The organism is Stenotrophomonas sp. 107298_Sma, from assembly GCF_056480345.1.
In genome coordinates, this window is sequence record NZ_CM151094.1 from 2,231,371 (window position 1) to 2,248,493 (window position 17,123).

The 17,123-nt window shown below is 65.1% G+C and carries 17 protein-coding genes; 9 read left to right on the top strand and 8 right to left on the bottom strand.

Features of this window, described 5'->3' with window-relative positions; genetic code table 11:
• The gene (locus ACZK2G_RS10410; protein ID WP_136638996.1) at nucleotides 1–474 is read right to left on the bottom strand and encodes a hypothetical protein; all 474 of its coding nucleotides are present in this window, start codon (nucleotides 472–474) and stop codon (nucleotides 1–3) included.
• 112 nt (nucleotides 475–586) lie between these two features.
• On the opposite strand from ACZK2G_RS10410, the gene clpS reads away from it, so the two are divergent.
• A complete protein-coding gene (gene clpS / locus ACZK2G_RS10415) occupies nucleotides 587–913 on the top strand; it encodes an ATP-dependent Clp protease adapter ClpS (protein WP_006366596.1) in 327 nt (108 codons plus the stop codon).
• Between the two features lie 177 nt (nucleotides 914–1,090).
• Here the strand turns inward: clpS and ACZK2G_RS10420 are convergent, their stop codons facing one another.
• A complete protein-coding gene (locus ACZK2G_RS10420; protein WP_136638997.1) occupies nucleotides 1,091–1,903 on the bottom strand; it encodes an APH(6) family putative aminoglycoside O-phosphotransferase in 813 nt (270 codons plus the stop codon).
• Between the two features lie 138 nt (nucleotides 1,904–2,041).
• Here ACZK2G_RS10420 and clpA point away from each other — a divergent pair, with 138 nt between their 5' ends.
• The 3 genes from clpA to ACZK2G_RS10435 all read left to right on the top strand — a co-directional run bounded on the left by clpA (nucleotide 2,042) and on the right by ACZK2G_RS10435 (nucleotide 5,082).
• The gene (gene clpA, locus ACZK2G_RS10425; RefSeq protein WP_046982911.1) at nucleotides 2,042–4,327 is read left to right on the top strand and encodes an ATP-dependent Clp protease ATP-binding subunit ClpA; all 2,286 of its coding nucleotides are present in this window, start codon (nucleotides 2,042–2,044) and stop codon (nucleotides 4,325–4,327) included.
• A gap of 180 nt (nucleotides 4,328–4,507) precedes the next feature.
• Nucleotides 4,508–4,786 (top strand): type II toxin-antitoxin system RelE/ParE family toxin, encoded by a 279-nt coding sequence (locus ACZK2G_RS10430; RefSeq protein ID WP_478475463.1) that lies wholly within the window; start codon nucleotides 4,508–4,510, stop codon nucleotides 4,784–4,786.
• Nucleotides 4,787–4,794: 8 nt separating this feature from the next.
• Nucleotides 4,795–5,082 (top strand): HigA family addiction module antitoxin, encoded by a 288-nt coding sequence (locus tag ACZK2G_RS10435; RefSeq protein WP_046982912.1) that lies wholly within the window; start codon nucleotides 4,795–4,797, stop codon nucleotides 5,080–5,082.
• Nucleotides 5,083–5,130: 48 nt separating this feature from the next.
• Here ACZK2G_RS10435 and ACZK2G_RS10440 read toward each other — a convergent pair whose 3' ends face one another.
• From ACZK2G_RS10440 to aat, 4 genes are all read right to left on the bottom strand, one after another.
• Entirely contained in the window at nucleotides 5,131–5,508 is a 378-nt protein-coding gene (locus tag ACZK2G_RS10440; RefSeq protein WP_308518078.1) for a hypothetical protein, read from the bottom strand.
• Nucleotides 5,509–5,637: 129 nt separating this feature from the next.
• Complete coding sequence (locus tag ACZK2G_RS10445; RefSeq protein ID WP_478475465.1) at nucleotides 5,638–5,907, bottom strand: hypothetical protein; 270 nt, start codon at nucleotides 5,905–5,907, stop codon at nucleotides 5,638–5,640.
• A gap of 171 nt (nucleotides 5,908–6,078) precedes the next feature.
• Nucleotides 6,079–6,297, bottom strand: coding sequence for a translation initiation factor IF-1 (gene infA, locus ACZK2G_RS10450; protein ID WP_005409596.1), 219 nt, complete (start codon nucleotides 6,295–6,297; stop codon nucleotides 6,079–6,081).
• Nucleotides 6,298–6,383: 86 nt separating this feature from the next.
• Nucleotides 6,384–7,124 carry a leucyl/phenylalanyl-tRNA--protein transferase gene (aat, locus tag ACZK2G_RS10455; protein WP_046982971.1) on the bottom strand — a complete coding sequence of 247 codons (741 nt, stop codon included), beginning with the start codon at nucleotides 7,122–7,124 and terminating at the stop codon, nucleotides 6,384–6,386.
• A gap of 72 nt (nucleotides 7,125–7,196) precedes the next feature.
• Between aat and ACZK2G_RS10460 the strand changes: the two genes are divergently transcribed.
• Nucleotides 7,197–8,465, top strand: coding sequence for a hypothetical protein (locus tag ACZK2G_RS10460; RefSeq protein ID WP_478475467.1), 1,269 nt, complete (start codon nucleotides 7,197–7,199; stop codon nucleotides 8,463–8,465).
• A 127-nt stretch (nucleotides 8,466–8,592) separates the two neighbouring features.
• Here the strand turns inward: ACZK2G_RS10460 and ACZK2G_RS10465 are convergent, their stop codons facing one another.
• Nucleotides 8,593–9,717, bottom strand: coding sequence for a GNAT family N-acetyltransferase (locus tag ACZK2G_RS10465; RefSeq protein WP_253078850.1), 1,125 nt, complete (start codon nucleotides 9,715–9,717; stop codon nucleotides 8,593–8,595).
• Between the two features lie 168 nt (nucleotides 9,718–9,885).
• Between ACZK2G_RS10465 and ACZK2G_RS10470 the strand changes: the two genes are divergently transcribed.
• Both ACZK2G_RS10470 and ACZK2G_RS10475 read left to right on the top strand, forming a co-directional pair.
• A complete protein-coding gene (locus tag ACZK2G_RS10470) occupies nucleotides 9,886–10,776 on the top strand; it encodes an N-acetylmuramoyl-L-alanine amidase CwlD (protein WP_478475469.1) in 891 nt (296 codons plus the stop codon).
• 264 nt (nucleotides 10,777–11,040) lie between these two features.
• On the top strand, nucleotides 11,041–11,394 hold the full coding sequence (locus tag ACZK2G_RS10475; RefSeq protein WP_478475470.1) for a hypothetical protein: 354 nt from the start codon (nucleotides 11,041–11,043) through the stop codon (nucleotides 11,392–11,394).
• A gap of 80 nt (nucleotides 11,395–11,474) precedes the next feature.
• Here ACZK2G_RS10475 and trxB read toward each other — a convergent pair whose 3' ends face one another.
• The gene (gene trxB, locus ACZK2G_RS10480; protein ID WP_046982915.1) at nucleotides 11,475–12,446 is read right to left on the bottom strand and encodes a thioredoxin-disulfide reductase; all 972 of its coding nucleotides are present in this window, start codon (nucleotides 12,444–12,446) and stop codon (nucleotides 11,475–11,477) included.
• Nucleotides 12,447–12,678: 232 nt separating this feature from the next.
• Here trxB and ACZK2G_RS10485 point away from each other — a divergent pair, with 232 nt between their 5' ends.
• Together ACZK2G_RS10485 and ACZK2G_RS10490 are read left to right on the top strand one after the other, a co-directional pair.
• A complete protein-coding gene (locus tag ACZK2G_RS10485; RefSeq protein WP_046982916.1) occupies nucleotides 12,679–15,039 on the top strand; it encodes a DNA translocase FtsK in 2,361 nt (786 codons plus the stop codon).
• A gap of 38 nt (nucleotides 15,040–15,077) precedes the next feature.
• Entirely contained in the window at nucleotides 15,078–17,021 is a 1,944-nt protein-coding gene (locus ACZK2G_RS10490) for a DUF3857 domain-containing protein (RefSeq protein ID WP_478475472.1), read from the top strand.
• The last annotated feature ends 102 nt before the right edge of the window (nucleotides 17,022–17,123 follow it).

Here is a 17,123-nt window from a genome sequence, read left to right on the forward strand (position 1 = left end):
TCAGAACTCGTCCTTCTTGGTCAGTTCCAGCTCCATCGCATCGGCGGTGCGGATGGCCGCATCGATGGCGTCGCTGAGCTGGTCGGCAGTGGCATCGGCGTCGATCTTGACCACGAACATGGCGGTGGTGTCCTGCTTCACCCAGCCACCCATCTTGGCGTCCTGCGAGTCTTCCAGCAGACGGTTGGCCACGGCCACCGGGAACTGCTTGGTCTTGGCGCTGTAGGCCGGCGACCAGATCTCGCGGATGTTGTGGGTGCCGAAGTCCTCCACCGACGAACGCACGTAGACCATCTGGGTACGATCGCCTTCGACGTCGAACACCATGCGGTAGTCGCCGTCTTCGTCGACCTCATAGGTGTAACCCAGCTTGTCCAGGTTGCGGGCCACGGCCTTGTCGCCCTCCGGCGCGGCGGCGGCAGAGCCGGCGGCAGCCAGGGCGATCAGCAGGGCGGGGAGAAGGGTCCTTTTCATGAAGATCCTGTGAAGCAGTATTGAGAGAGGATGCAATTGTGACGGCGGCCGTGCGTGCCGTCCAATCTGCGGCGGGCCGACGCAGGCCCGCTCGAGCCTCTATAATGAGCAGATGCCCCGCGAGTCTTCCCCCGATTCCCATCACGAGCACGGCGTTGCCGTGGAACCCGCGCGCCCGGAAGTGGCGCCGCCGCCGTTCTACCAGGTGATGCTGCTCAATGACGACTACACCCCGATGGATTTCGTGGTGGACGTGCTGCAGCAGTTCTTCACCATGGACCTGGACAAGGCCACGCAGGTGATGCTGCACGTCCATACCCGCGGCCGCGGCGTGTGCGGGGTGTTCACCCGCGAAGTGGCCGAGACCAAGGTCGCCCAGGTCAACGAGTACTCGCGCATGAACCAGCACCCGCTGCTGTGCACGATGGAAAAGGCCTGACCGGCTGCCGTCTCTGGTCCGGGCGCATCGATTCCGGACCCGGTATGCCCACCAAGGCGGGCACCTGCCAAAGCAGAAACCTGTAGAGCCGGGCCCATGCTCGGCTGCTGTTCGTCCCGGCGCAATGATCCCGGATGGAGTGTGCCCACCAAGGTGGGCACCTACCAGGCGCGGAGGTCACCCCTCCGCCAGCGCCTGCAACGCCATCTGCGCCACCGCTTCGTCGATATCGGCGGGATCGCCGTCATCGCGGAACCACACCGCTGACAGCCCTGCGCTGGATGCGATCCAGCGCAGCAGCCTGCGCCGCTCGATCCCTGTCAGCGCGGTGACCTGTTCCAGCCGCGCCGCAAACCGCTCTGGCTGTGTCGCAACGTGGATGCCCGGCCCGCACAGGTCCGGATTGCTGAACAACGTCGTGTAATCGAACGCACGGTCGCCGATCAATCGCTTCGGATCGATCGCCAACCAGCCGCGCGCACCGAAATCGAGCACGTTGTCGTGGTGCAGGTCGCCGTGCAGTGGCCGGATCTCGTGCTCCTCCTGCAACAATGCCGCCGCCAATGATCTGCACTGTTCCAGCAGTGGTGGCAGCGTCGCCCTTGGCTGCAGCAGGTCCGCGAACCATGTACGCAGGCAGACCAGTTCCGCTGGCGGTGCGCTCCGTGGCCGGTGCAGCCGTTGCAGGACCTGGCACAGGATCGTGGTGCAGGCGTCATCGTCGCCGTCGATCGAGCGTTGCCGCAACGAGTTGCCGCGGGCGCGCTCGATCAGGATTGCCGGGCCCTCGTGGGCCAGCAGCCGGGCGGCGCCGTCGCCGTTCCACCAGCGCAGCAGGCGATGGCTGTTCCGCTCCTCGGTTTCGCTGCTGACCTTGAGCATCGCTGGCTCGCCGGCGGTGGTCAGTACCGGCCAGAGCTGGGCATGGGGCGTCTGGATGGCCGCGCCATCACGCCGCAATCGCCAGCGGCTCAGGTAGGGTTCGCTCATGCTGGGTGGGCTGTCCTGGAGTGAATGAAGATCAAGCGATCCGTACTGCTAACGCCATCTGAACGCAGCAATCCGCTAGGGTGATGGAAATCGCGTAGTCAGGCCGCATATTGTCCCTATCTGCCGCCGGAGTAATCCATGTTCAGCAAAGACCTCGAACACACCATCGGCCAGTGCTACAAGCGCGCCCGTGAGGCCCGGCATGAGTTCATGACGGTCGAACACCTGCTGTTGGCACTGCTCGACAACCCGTCCGCCCAGGCCGTGCTGAAGGCCTGTGGTGCCGACGCCGAACGCCTGCGCCAGGAGCTGGAGCAGGCCATCGAGGCCTCCGTGTCCCGCCTGGCCGAAGATGACGGCCGCGATACCCAGCCGACCCTGGGCTTCCAGCGCGTGCTGCAGCGGGCCGTGTACCACGTGCAGTCTTCAGGCAAGAAGGAGGTCACCGGCGCGAACGTGCTGGTCGCCATTTTCGGCGAAAAGGACTCCCACGCCGTCTATTACCTCAACCAGCAGGACGTTACCCGGCTGGATGTGGTCAATTATTTGTCCCACGGCATCGCCAAGCTGGGCGAGGAGGGCGAGCAGCCGTCCTCTTCCTCGGAGGGCGAAAGCCGCATCGAAGGCGGGGAGGGCGAGCCGAAGGGCGATGCCCTGACCGAGTTCGCCAGCAACCTCAACGAACAGGCCCGCGCCGGGCGCATCGACCCGCTGGTCGGTCGTGCCGATGAGATCGAACGCACCATCCAGGTGCTGTGCCGCCGTCGCAAGAACAACCCGCTGTACGTGGGTGAGGCCGGCGTGGGCAAGACCGCCATCGCCGAGGGCCTGGCACGCCGCATCATCGAAGGTTCGGTGCCGGAGGTGCTGTCCGACGCGGTGATCTATTCGCTCGACCTCGGCGCGCTGGTGGCCGGCACCAAGTACCGCGGTGATTTCGAGAAGCGCCTGAAGAGCGTGCTGACCGCGCTCAAGAAGGTGCCCAACGCGGTGCTGTTCATCGACGAGATCCACACCATCATCGGTGCCGGTTCGGCCTCGGGCGGCACCATGGATGCCTCCAACCTGATCAAGCCGGCACTGGCTTCAGGTGAGCTGCGCTGCATCGGCTCGACCACCTTCCAGGAGTACCGAGGCATCTTCGAGAAGGACCGGGCGCTGGCGCGCCGCTTCCAGAAGATCGACATCGTCGAGCCGACCGTCGGCGAGACCTACGAGATCCTGCAGGGCCTCAAGTCCAAGTACGAACTGCACCACGGCGTGACCTATTCCGATGAGGCGCTGCAGGCCGCCGTCGACCTGTCGGTCAAGCACATCGGCGACCGCCTGCTGCCGGACAAGGCCATCGACGTGATCGACGAGGCCGGTGCCCGCCAGCGCCTGCTGCCGGAAGGCCAGCGCAAGGAGCTGATCGACGTCGAGGAAGTGGAGGCCATCGTCGCCAAGATGGCGCGTATCCCGGCCAAGCAGGTCAGCGCCACCGACAAGGATGTGCTGCAGCACCTGGAGCGCAACCTGAAGATGGTGATCTTCGGGCAGGATCCGGCCATCGATACGCTGGCTTCGGCGATCAAACTGGCCCGTTCCGGGCTGGGCAATCCGGAAAAGCCGATCGGCAACTTCCTGTTCGCCGGCCCCACCGGCGTGGGCAAGACCGAGGTGACCAAGCAGCTGGCGCTGCAGCTGGGCATCGAGCTGGTCCGTTTCGACATGTCCGAGTACATGGAGCCGCACTCGATCAGCCGCCTGATCGGCGCGCCTCCGGGCTACGTCGGCTTCGACCAGGGCGGCCTGCTGACCGAGAAGATCGTCAAGACCCCGCACTGCGTGCTGTTGCTGGACGAGATCGAGAAGGCGCATCCGGACATCTTCAACATCCTGTTGCAGGTGATGGACCGCGGCGTGCTGACCGATACCAACGGTCGCGAGGCCAACTTCAAGAACGTGGTGCTGGTGATGACCACCAATGCCGGTGCGGCGCAGGCCTCGCGGCGCTCGATCGGCTTCACCAAGCAGGACCATGCCACCGACGCGATGGAAACCATCCGCCGCAGCTTCACCCCGGAATTCCGCAACCGCCTCGATGCGGTAGTGCAGTTCCAGGCGCTGGGCTTCGAGCACATCCTGAGAGTGGTCGACAAGTTCCTGATCGAGCTGGAGATGCTGTTGCAGGACAAGCACGTCAGCCTGTCGGCCACCCCGACCGCGCGCGACTGGCTGGCCCACCACGGTTTCGACCCGCTGATGGGTGCTCGCCCGATGGCCCGCGTGATCCAGGACAAGATCAAGCGTCCGCTGGCCGACGAGCTGTTGTTCGGCAAGCTGGTCAATGGCGGCAGGGTCAGCATCGACGTCCGCGACGACGAGTTGGTGGTCGAGACGCAGGCCGAGCCGGAGCGGTTGTTGCCGGTGACGGTGGAGTGAGCTGACGCCAGGCTTGGCGCGATAGACCTGAAATGACAAGGGCGGCTTCGGCCGCCCTTGTTGTTTTCGGCGGGCTTGTCGTCTGCGGCCTTGCAGGTGGGAATGGAAGTGCCAATGCTGTTTCGTGATCGCGATGGAGTGCCGCCCCTCTTGTATCGCGAAACGATACAGGATACGATAATGATCATCGATTTCCGCCACAAGGGCCTCGAGCGGCTCTACCGCTCAGGTAGCAGCAGTGGAATCCGGCACAGCCACACCAGCAAGGTGCTGATGATCCTGTCGATCCTGGATGTGGCATCGGGCCCTGGGGATCTCGCCATGCCTGGTTTGCGCCTGCACAAGCTGCGAGGCAGCCTGAAAGGGCATTGGTCCGTTTGGGTCAATGGAAACTGGCGGATTACCTTCCGTTTCGCCGGTGGCGACGTGGAGTTGCTGGATTACCTGGACTATCACTGAGGCCGCGCATGATTCATCACCATCCACATCCAGGGCAGACGATCAAGGCAATGGTCTTTGATCCGATGGATCTCTCCGTGACCGAGGCGGCCGAACGATTGGCAATGTCGCGCGTAGCACTTTCGAGGGTACTTAATGGCAAAGCAGGCATCAGTCCTGATCTGGCCATCCGCCTGGAGATGGCGGGGGTGAGTACCGCGGCTTTCTGGATGGGGCTGCAATCCAACTACGATCTCTGGCTGGCGCGGCAGCGCGAGCAGCCGACGGTGTTGCCGCTGGTTGCCGCAGCGCGTTGACATGCATCGCGACAAGGGCGGCTTCGGCCGCCCTTGTCATGTCCGGCGTCAGCGGCTGCGGTGGCGTGCTTCGCGCTTGAACTGCTCGGCGTCGATCGGCTCGATGCGCGACACTTCGCAGCTGCCGCGGCCGGTATCCAGTTCGCTGCGTCCATCGCTGCACAGTTCCCCAGCCTCCTTGCCGTCGGTCTTGAAGCTCAGGCGGCGGGCCAGCACGGCCGAGGTGCAGCTGTTGCGGAAATGCACGACATAGTGGTCTGCGCCGGAGCGGAACAGGATGTTCTTGTCTGCGCCGGCGCGAACGATCTGCTGTTCGCCAGACAGTGGTGTGCATTGGGCTGGCGGGGTGTCGGCTGCATGTGCAGGCGACGCCAGCAGGGTGGCGGCGGACAGGGTCAGGGGGATGAGCAGCGAGCGAATGTTCATGGGGGAGCATGGGGTGGCGATCCGGACTGGATCGGATCCCACGATGCCGCCGCCGGCACCCGTGCGAATCTGCCGCAAGCAGGGCTGACCTACGCCACGGTGTGGTCGGTCACGATGACCTTTGGCGACTCAGGCGGCGATCGAGCGGAACCCCTGCTGGCGACCCTGGTCGCCGCCGTCCTCGATGACGAAGGCGACTGCCTCGTGCGGGATGTGCATGCGCTGCTTCAGGGTGCTGCCCATGTGCGGGATCTCGCGCTGTACGGCCAGGTACAGCGGATGCGAGGCATCCATGCTGGTGCAGACCAGGCAGGGCTGGCCGAACCAGGTGCCGGGGCCCTTGCTGGCATAGCAGCGGCTGGTGACGGACTGTGGATCCAGGGCGATCAGGCAGGTCATGCACGCAACGCCATCTGTGAAGAACGCATTGAGCCTGGATCGCCTGTGCAGCGCTGGATCTCAGACAAGGCCGAAAAGTGAGTGATCTCGAGAATCGCCACTTTGTTACGCGCACGACAAAGGGCCAGCAGCAAGGCCGGCCCCGTCGGAGTGGCGCCAAGCGCCGACCGCTTACTTCATGCGGTAGGTGATACGACCCTTGGTCAGGTCATACGGGGTCATTTCAACCTTGACCCGGTCACCGGTGAGGATGCGGATGTAGTTCTTGCGCATGCGGCCGGAGATGTGGGCGATGATTTCGTGCCCATTTTCCAGACGAACGCGGAAAGTGGTGTTCGGCAGCGTCTCGCTGACGGTGCCCTCGAACTCGATGGAATCGTCTTTCGACATGTAGTCCTGTGCGGTTCAGAAAACGGCCACGCTGGGCCTAAGGCGCGGTATTTTACGCGTGATGGGCCCAGCTTGCAAAGTTTGTGTTAACCCCCGGCCAAACGCCGTGCCGGCAAACGTCCCACCGCCTGGGTCCAGGGGCCTTCACGGCCATCCAGATGGACGGCCTGGCGCACGTGATCGAGGAATTCTGCGCGCGGCAGGTGTTCGGCACCCATCCGCAGCAGGTGCGGATTTTCCACCTGGGCATCAATCAGTTGCCAGCCCCAGCCGCGCAGGGTGGTCGCCAATGCGGCCAGGGCGATCTTGGAGCCGCCACTGGCGCCACTGAACATGCTCTCGCCAAAAAACATGGCGCCGATCGCGACGCCGTAGATGCCGCCGACCAGCGTCTGCCGGTCCCAGACCTCGAAGGAATGGGCGAAGCCGAGGTCGTGCAGTTGGCTGTAAGCCTCGACCATCGCCGGACTGATCCATGTGCCGTCCTGGCCGGGGCGTGGCGCTGCGGCGCAGGCGTGCATCACCCGGCTGAAGGCGGTGTCGGCGGTGATCTCCCACGTGCTGCTGCGCAACTGGCGGCGGAAGCGACTGGACAGATGCACGCCATCGGTACGGAATACCATGCGTGGGTCCGGTGACCACCACAGGATCGGCTCGCCCTCGCTGAACCACGGGAAGATGCCGCCGGCATAGGCATTGAGCAGGCGCATCGGGTGCAGGTCGCCGCCCACCGCCAGCAGGCCGTCGGGCTGGCGCAGTGCGGTCTCGGCCGGAGGGAAGGGGGCGTCCGGCGCATCGGCCAGGCGCCAGGGCAGCTGGCGGGTCATGCCGCCATTGTATTCGTCGTGGTGATCGCTGATGTCTGGCACCATCAGCGTCCAACGGCAAGGAGCCCACGCATGAGCGACGCGATCACCGCCATCCTCGATGTGCACGACACCCCGCGCACGCGCAACGACAGCCAGGGCATGCTGCTGATGCTGGCCGCTGAGCAGCCGCGCCAGCTCGGTGCGTTGATGCTGCAGGCACTGGCGCGACGCTCGCCGAGCTCAGCCTTCCTCGACATGGCGCTGGACCTGCTACCGGATGATGCGGTGCCCGCAGTCGTGGCCGAAGCATGGCGTCGCTATCGTGATGGCGAGCGCGGCGAGCTGCTGGCCAGCGTGATGGAGTTCGCCAGCTATCAGGCGCCACAGCTGCTGCAGGACGACTGGGAGGCATTGCTGGCGATCGTTAGTGAGGATGAGCTGCAGCCGGCTTCGCAGGTATGGCGGGGCCTGCCCTCTGCCACTGCCGCGCAGTGGGCGCAGATCCTGGCTGAAGCCGATGACGATCGCGAAATGGCGCGGGCCCGGGCGCTGCTGCTCGCCGCCCAGCCCGAGACCTACGCCATTGCTCGCGGCTACGTGGTCGACTGGGGGCGGTTGGATGCCGAGGCCTGGGCGCACTGGGCCGGCGTCGCCGACGGACCGCAGCCGCGGCGCCTGCATGGGGAGCGGCCGCTGCACATCCGCTTCGGCCGCGAGCAGCATCGCGCGCAGCAGGCGGACGAGCCGAGCTGGCGCAAACGCATCTGGCGCCTGCATCCAACCTGGAATGGTGGCCAGGTGCATCACGCCGGGCGCATGGGAGGACCGCTGGAAGCGCTGTGCGGTGGTTGTCACGCGCCGCTGCAGCGGCTGCTGCAGACCGATGCTGCCGCGCTGCAGCCAGGCGCGTCCGGTGAGGTCACGCTCGGCTTGTGCCTGGATTGTTGTGGATGGGAGGAGCCGCCCGTGCGCTTCTATCGCCACGATGCCGCAGGCCAGCCCGGCTGCCACCCCAGCCAGTACCGCGAGGTGCCGAACACCCCCACCGACAGCGGCGACCTGATGCAGGCGGAGGTAGGCCTTGCGGCCCTGGGCAGCGAGCGTTGGCGGCAGCAGGACTGGGGCCAGTCCAACCATCGGCAGAACCTGTCGCGCGTGGGCGGCGCGCCAAGCTGGGTGCAGAGTGCGTGGTACCCGGCGTGCATCGATTGCGGCGAAGAGATGCCGTTCGTCATGCAACTGGATTCAACGCTGCCAACCACGGGTGAGGGCGCGCTGCTGTGGGGCAGCGGCGGCATGCTCTATACGTTCTGGTGTGCGAAGTGCCGGGTGAGTGGGCACTTCTGGCAGTGCACCTGAGTACAGCGCCCTCGCCACCGCTCTGGCAGGTGCCAGATGGATGCGCGCAGCTCTCGCTATTGCCCTGGTAGGTGCCAACCTTGGTTGGCACGCTTTTTGGCGGAGCCCTGGTCGAGCAAGCGCGACTCTACGTTCCTGCGCGGAACGGCCCATGCCCTTGCAGCTCCTGCTGGTAACGCCGCACATCGCGCCGCTCCTGCCGGCACCAGTCCTGCAGTGCTTCTGCGAAATCCGGATCGGCCATCCAGTGCCGGCTGCGCACCAGCGTCGGCAGGAAGCCCCGCGCCAGCTTGTGCTCGCCCTGTGCGCCCGGCTCGAAACGGCTCAGCCCTTCGCGCAGGCAGTATTCGATGCCCTGGTAGTAGCAGGCTTCGAAGTGCAGGCCGGGCAGGGTGGCGCCACCCCAGTAACGGCCATACAGCGTGTCTCCACCCCGCAGGCATAGCGCACCGGCAATCGGCTCGCCGTCCTGTTCTGCCAGGAACAGCACCAGCCCCTGACCCAAAGAAATGGCCAGGTGGCGCAGGAAGGCCTCGGTCAGCGCGGGGGCATTGCCGTACTCGAGGAAGGTCTGCAGATAGAAGCGGTACATCGCCTGCAGATCGGCGCGACTCGCTTCATCGCCGTGCACCACGCGGAAGGTGATGCCCTGGCGCGTGACCTTGGCCCGTTCCTGACGGATGTTCTTGCGGTGCTTGTGGTCCATCGCACCGAGGAACTGCTCGAACGTCGCCCAGTCACCCGGGTTCTGCCATTGGAACTGCACGTCCTCGCGCAGCAGCCAGTCATCGCCGAACAGCGCCTCGTCCACTGCGGTGTGGAAGTTGATGTGGGCCGAGGACACGCCCAGCGTCGGCAGTGCCTCGCGCAATGCCGACAGCAACGTGGCGCGCTCCGGATCGTGACGGGCCAGCAGCCGCGGGCCGGTGACCGGCGAGTAAGGCACCGCCCCCAGCCACTTGGGGTAGTAGTCGCGGCCGTGGCGGGCATAGGCGTTGGCCCAGGCGTGGTCGAACACGAACTCGCCGTGGGAGTTGGTCTTCAGGTAGCCCGGAATGGCGCCGACCAGAGTGTCGCCCTCCCACAGCGTGAAATGCCGGGGCTGCCAGCCCCAGTCCTCGCGCAGGCAGCCGTGCTGTTCCAGGCCTGACAGGAAGGCGTGGCTGACGAAGGGGTTGCGGCCGTCGTGCAGGGCATCCCAGTCGGTGGTGGCAATGGACTGCAGGGAGTCGAGGAAGCGGGGGGAGGGCATGGGGGAAGGATAGGGCAGGTGGAGTGCGAAAAGTGTTGCCGCTCTCGACTTGAGGATTATCCGAACTGGTCGAAATCGCGAGTCGGTTCAACGATGTAGCTGGGAGTTGGATGGGACATTCCATCTTCGCGCCCATCTGGCGCATACCCACATCGAAGGATTCGACACATGGAATGCATGCATGCTCTCCGTTGTTCTGCATTTGCGCTGATCATTGCTGGCCTGGGCGCTGGGCCGGCAGCGATTGCCCGGCCAGCACAGGCGATGATCGTGAGTGATCCGGCGCTGGATCTGCTGCTGACTCGAGAGGCGCAGCGGATACTTGACGCACACCAGGTCCGAACGTCGCGGTCACCTCATGTGGTCGTAAATGCTTCCGTAGATCTGGAGCGCCAGCGCCTGATCATTCGCTTCGGCCCCGGCATGTTGCCTGCTGAGGATGATCACTCGCTTGAGGAAATCGAGCAGTACATCCGGAGCTCGCTTGAGACTTATGCAATGAAGTCCGGTGTGGGCGAGGTCCAGTCGGAGGTCCTGTACGAAGGAAAGCCCTACTGGGAGCACTTTCCAATCATGACTTCGGCACGATCTCAGTCATCGGATGCTTCGATGGTGAACTCGGTACTGGTCTCTGCAAGTCACGGTCTGGTTCGTGTACATCCTGGGTTGGAGTGGGAGTTCCAGCGCCCCGCCATGAATGGCGTCCAGGAGGATCTGATCACCCCTGGTTATGCCGAAGAGCTGCAGCAGTTGATGGAAGAGCGCGGAGGACAGTTGGTCCACCGGGCGCGTCGCAATCAGGGCGACCTGCATCCAGAGTCCGGGAGGGCCTGGAGCGAAATGTCATCCAGGTACCATCTCCGCGATCTGCTGCCGGATCGGCCGGATATCTGGAATCACTTTGCCAACAGCACTGCGACAGACAGGGAGGTTTCCGATGATATTCGTGCCCGGCCCTACTATGCGAATCATCTTGGTGCAGCGGGGTTGCTCAGCATTCACACGAATGCGGATGCCTCGGGTGCGGCTCGGGGAACGCGCGTCACGCAAGCCGGGTGATCAAAGGCTTGCCGACATGGTGCTCTGCTACATGCGCGAACTCATTACGGCACGGGAGGAGTATGCAGACTTTCCTGTGGCTGCGGCTGGTGCAGCTGCCGGCCACGGTGAGAACGGTTTCGCGCAGATGCCATCCGTGGTTGTCGAAGTTGCCTTCCACACAAACCCAACCGATGCCGCAGCCTTGCTGGACCCGGCATTTCGCACCGCCTCAATAAGGGTGTCGAGAAGGGCTATCGGCTGTTCCGTGAAGGCGAGGGTTGCGTGCCGTTGAAGGTGGAGCCCATCCAGTCCATCGAGCTGTCCGCGGGCAGTTCGCGGCGCGTCGATGTGGTGTTTGAGGGCCACCCCCGATATCCGATTGATCTGGTCACCACCAATGTGGGCTGTCCGCCCGGATGGACCTGTACCGACGGCAAGGTCCACATCGCTGCACCGGACGAGAAGCCCAGTCAGATCATCATGAAGTGCGAGAACGCTGGCAGCGCCCCCTTGTTCTGGAACACACAGGTGGTCGATGCCGATGGGGTGAAATCGCCGCCGGTCAGGCACAGGGTGCAGTGCATACGGCGACCGGGTGGGTGGAGCGTTACGGCGGCAGGGTTGGTTGGTCACTGAAAGCGAAAAGGCCGGCGCTTTCGCGTCGGCCTTTTGTTTGAGTCGAGCATGGCTCGACGCTACAGAGCGTGGTCAGCGTTTCAGCTGGCCTTGCCCTCGGCATCCAGGAAGCGCTCGGCGTCCAGTGCAGCCATGCAGCCGAAGCCGGCCGAGGTGATCGCCTGGCGGTAGTGCTGGTCGGCCACGTCACCGGCGGCAAACACGCCCTCCACCGAGGTCTGGGTAGCGTTGCCGCCCAGGCCCGATCGGATTTCCAGATAGCCGTTGTTCATTGCCAGCTGGCCGTCGAACAGCTGGGTGTTCGGGTGGTGGCCGATGGCCACGAAGAAGCCGTGGGCGTCGATGTCGCGGGTGGTGCCGTCCAGAGTGGACTTCACGCGCACGCCGGTCACGCCGGCCTCGTTGCCCAGCACTTCCTCCACCTGGTGGTGCCAGACGGTCTCGATCTTGCCGGCGGCCACCTTGGCGAACAGCTTGTCCTGCATGATCTTCTCCGCCTTCAGGGTGTCGCGGCGGTGGACCAGGTACACCTTGCGGGCGATGTTGGACAGGTACAGCGCCTCTTCCACGGCGGTGTTGCCGCCGCCGACCACGACCACGTCCTGGTCGCGGTAGAAGAAGCCGTCGCAGGTGGCACAGGCGGAGACGCCGCGTCCCTTGAACTCGTCTTCTGTCGGGATGCCCAGGTACTTGGCGGTGGCGCCGGTAGCGATGATCAGGGCGTCGCAGGTGTACTCGTGGCTGTCGCCGATCAGCTTGAACGGGCGCTGCGACACATCGGCGGTGTGGATGTGGTCGAAGATGACCTCGGTCTCGAAGCGCTCGGCATGGGCCTGCATGCGCGCCATCAGGTCCGGGCCCATCAGGCCGTGGGCGTCACCCGGCCAGTTGTCCACCTCGGTGGTGGTCATCAGCTGGCCGCCCTGCTGCAGGCCGGTGATGACGACCGGCTTCAGGTTGGCGCGGGCGGCGTAGACGGCGGCGGTCCAGCCGGCCGGGCCGGAACCGAGGATGACGAGGCGCTGGTGACGGGAGGGCAGGCTGGTGCTCATGTAAACTCGCGAAAAGGTAGATGGGACAAGGCGCTGGCGATATTTGCGCAGCATCCGTGGCTGGTCATAGAGTGGCGGCTGGGGCAGGGCGATTCAAGCCGATGAACAGAACGCCGTCATCCAGCGGTGGTTCTGGCGGTCAAATGCCCTGTCCGATGTCGCATAACTGAAAACTGACGCCGTCTCATTTATTATCAATCACTAACAGCGCATTCCAAAGGTATGGTCTAAGGTGGCGAAGCAGGTCCCCGAACGCTCCAAGTCCGACGACAGCAAGGCGTCACGTCGCACGGCCGCGGCGGCGACGACCGACAATCCACGCCGCCAGCGTCTCTGGCGCGACCTTGGCCTGATCGCCATCGCGCCGGCGCTGCTGTACCTGGCGGCCAGTCTTTTCACGTATTCAGCCACTGATCCGGGCTGGTCGCATACCGGCAGCGTGGTCGCGCCGGTACACAACCTCGGCGGCCGCGCCGGTGCATGGATCGCCGACGTGCTGCTGCAGCTGTTCGGCTACATCGCGTTCCTGCTGCCGGTGGTGCTGGGCGCGCTGGCGTGGATCGCCATGTTCGGGCTCAAGCGCGAGAGCAAGGGCGAGAACGACCTGGATCCGGCACTGCGCCTGGTCGGGCTGGTCGGCTTCCTGATTGCCGGCACCGGCTTCCTGCACGTGCGCCTGTTCAGTGGCGACGTGGCCCATGCTGGCGGCATCCTCGGCAAACTGGTCGGCAACTCGCTCACGGTGGGCTTCGGCGCACTGGGTGCGAACCTGTTCGTGCTGGTGCTGCTGCTGGCCTCGATCACCCTGGCCACCGGGCTGTCCTGGTTCGTGGTGATGGAGAAGATCGGCCGCGGCGTGATGTCGCTGGCGCCATTGCTGGAGCGCAAGAAGGAAGAAGTCACCGAATGGCAGCAGACCCGGGTGATGCGCGAGGAGCGCCAGGAAGTGCGCAAGGCTGACGCTGAAGTGCGTGCCAAACGCGAGCCGGTGAAGATCGAGCCACGCCCGGAACCAGTGATCGAGAAGAGCGACCGGGCCAAGCGCGACACGCAGATCCCGATGTTCCGTGGCGTCAACGGCGACGGCTCGGACCTGCCGCCGCTCGCCCTGCTGGACGACCCCAAACCGCAGCCGGTGGGCTACGACAAGGAAACCCTGGACGCGCTGTCGCGGCAGATCGAGTTCAAGCTGAAGGATTTCCGCATCGACGCCCAGGTGGTTGGCGCCAACCCCGGCCCGGTCATCACCCGCTTCGAGATCGAGCCCGCGCCGGGCATCAAGGTCAGCCAGATCAGTTCGCTGGACAAGGACATCGCGCGCGGCCTGTCGGTGAAGTCGGTGCGCGTAGTCGACGTGATTCCGGGCAAGTCGGTGATCGGCCTGGAAATTCCCAACGTCACCCGCGAGATGATCTACCTGTCCGAGCTGCTGCGCTCGAAGGAATACGACAAGTCGGCCAGCGTGCTGACCCTGGCGCTCGGCAAGGACATCGCCGGCCGCTCGACCGTGGCCGATCTGGCGCGCATGCCGCACCTGCTGGTGGCCGGTACCACCGGTTCGGGCAAGTCGGTGGCGGTCAACGCGATGGTGCTGAGCCTGCTGTTCAAGGCCTCGCCGAAAGACCTGCGGATGCTGATGATCGACCCGAAGATGCTCGAACTGAGCGTCTACCAGGGCATCCCGCATCTGCTGGCGCCGGTGGTCACCGACATGAAGGAGGCCGCCAACGGCCTGCGCTGGTGCGTGGCCGAGATGGAGCGCCGCTACAAGCTGATGAGCGCGGTGGGCGTGCGCAACCTGGCCGGCTTCAACAAGAAGGTGAAGGAAGCCCAGGACGCCGGCCAGCCGCTGATGGACCCGCTGTTCAAGCCGAACCCGGAGCTGGGCGAGGCGCCGCGACCGTTGGAGACGCTGCCGTTCGTCGTCATCTTCATCGACGAATTCGCCGACATGATGATGATCGTCGGCAAGAAGGTGGAAGAGCTGATCGCGCGCCTGGCACAGAAGGCGCGTGCGGCCGGCATCCATCTGATCCTGGCCACGCAGCGCCCGTCGGTGGACGTGATCACCGGCCTGATCAAGGCCAACATCCCGACCCGTATCGCGTTCCAGGTCAGTTCCAAGATCGACTCGCGCACCATCCTCGACCAGTCCGGCGCGGAAACCCTGCTGGGCCACGGCGACATGCTGTACCTGCCGCCGGGTACCGCCATGCCCGAGCGCGTGCATGGCGCCTTCGTCTCCGACGAGGAAGTACATCGCGTGGTCGAACACCTCAAGGCGATGGGCCCGGCCGACTATGTCGACGGCGTGCTGGACGAAGTGCAGACGATGGGTGACGGCGTGGTCGTCGGCGCTACCGGCCTGCCCGAGAACAGTTCTTCCGGCGACGAGTCCGACCCGTTGTATGACGAGGCGCTGCGCGTGGTCACCGAGACCCGTCGAGCATCGATTTCCGGTGTGCAGCGCCGGTTGAAGATCGGCTACAACCGTGCAGCGAGGCTGATCGAGGCCATGGAAGCGGCCGGCGTGGTCAGTTCGCCCGAGCACAATGGCGACCGCACGGTGCTGGCACCGCCGCCGCCGAAGTAAGACCCGACGTATCCCCACGACGTCCAAGGAACCGACGCATGCTTCAACCCGTACCAAGCGCGCTGGCACTGGCGCTGGCAGCCCTGATGGCTGCCGGCCCGGCACTGGCAGACACCGCCACCTCCGCGCCCGCCACGGCGCCGCCTTCCACCAGCGGCGATACCGAAGCCAGCAATAATTTCAGCATTGTCCGTTACCGCGCCGACTACCAGGTGCGGCCGGATGCGGGCAATGTGCAGACCGAAACCTACGAGGTCCTGCTCAAGACCAAGGCCTCCGTCGAGCAGTTCAGCCAGGTGCGGCTGAGCTACAGCGAGAAGATGGAGACGCTGGACGTGCTCGGCGCCTACACCATCACCGCAGACGGCCAGCGCCGCGACGTGCCCGCCGACCGCATCTATACCCAGGAAAGCTATTCCAGTGCCTCGGCGGCGATGTACGCCGACCGCAAGGTGCGGGTGATCGTGTTCCCGAACCTGGCCCCCGGTACGCGGTTGTACTACCAGGTGCGCCGTACCCAGGCCACGCCATACTTCCCGGGTTACTTCGGCCTGTGGGAGACCTTCAATGTCTTCACCGAGTACGAGGACGCCGAGGTCACCCTCAGTGCGCCGGCCAACCTGCCGATGTTCGTCGACAGCCGCGGCGTGCAGGGCAGCGATCGCCCAACGGTGAAGAACGGCCAGGCACAGTGGCGCTGGCGCTACCAGCGCCGCGAAGCCATGCCGGCACAGAACTGGTCGGCGGCGGGCTGGGAGTTCGGCCCGAACATCATGGCCAGCACCTATCGTGACTGGTCGCAGATGGGCCGCGCCTACCAGCTCAAGGCGGGTCCGGCGGCGCAGGTCACGCCGGAACTGCAGGCGCTGGCCGACCAGATCACCGCCGGCATCAGCGATCGCCGCGAACAAGCCGATGCGCTTTACCGTTGGGTGGCGCAGAACATCCGCTATGTGGCGGTGTATCTGGGCAACGGCGGCCTGGAGCCGAACAGCGCGCAGAGCATCCTGGACAACCACTACGGTGACTGCAAGGACCATGTGACGATCCTGGAGGCACTGCTGGCCGCCAAGGGAATCGCCAGTTCGCCGGTGCTGATCGGTGCCGGTGGTGGGCCGACGCTGCCGAAGATCCCGGTACTGGGCCGCTTCAACCACGCCATCACCTACATCCCCGAGTTCGATCTGTACCTGGACTCGACCACCGCCTGGGCGCGCTTCGGTCAGTTGCCGGAAGGCGACCTGGGGGCGCCGGTGATGCGTACCCGCGATGCGAGCCTGGCGCGTACCCCGGCCAATACGCCGCAGCGTAATGCCACTTCGATGGAAGTGCGTTTCACCTTCGACGCCAACGGCAACCTGCGCGGCGAGACGATTCCCAAGCTCGGCGAGAACGCCGAGATCGGAATGCGCGCCCAGTTCTCCCAGCTCAACGCGCAGAACCGTGCGCGCGCTGAAGAGCAGATCATGGCCGCGTCCGGTTTCGACGGGCGAGGGCAGCTACAGATCCAGGGTGTGCCGGTCGACCTGACCCGGCCGTTCGGCTACCGCATGGCATTCCAGGCAGAGGACTACGCCGACTTCAGCGTGGCCGGTGGCATGGCTGTGCCGGATCCGCCGGGTGGCGAGTCGGTGCGCGGGCTGTACGCCACCGCCTCGGCGCCGGCCAACGAGACGCCGTTCTACTGCAACGCCAGCCTGCGCGAGGAAACCTATCGCCTGCAGTTCCCGGCCACTGCACCGATCATCGCCATCCCGGCCAGCCAGCGTTTTGCCAACGCTGCCGGCGAGTACCGGGTGGACTGGAGCCGCGAGGGCCAGGACGTGATCGTGCGCCACCGCCTGCAGCAGAACGCGGTGCGTGGCCCGGAGGCGTTGTGCCAGCCGCAGGACTATCCGGCGTTCCGCGCGCTGTATCGCGAAGTGCGGCGCGGCTTCCGGGGCCAGGTGCTGTACGGCAAGCTGCCGACGACTGGCGGCTGAATCGCCGAGGGACGTTCAGGGCGGCATAATGTCGCCCTGATCGCCCATTCATCTTTGCCCGGGCACACTGGCAACCACCTTTCCTGGCGCCCGCGCCCACAG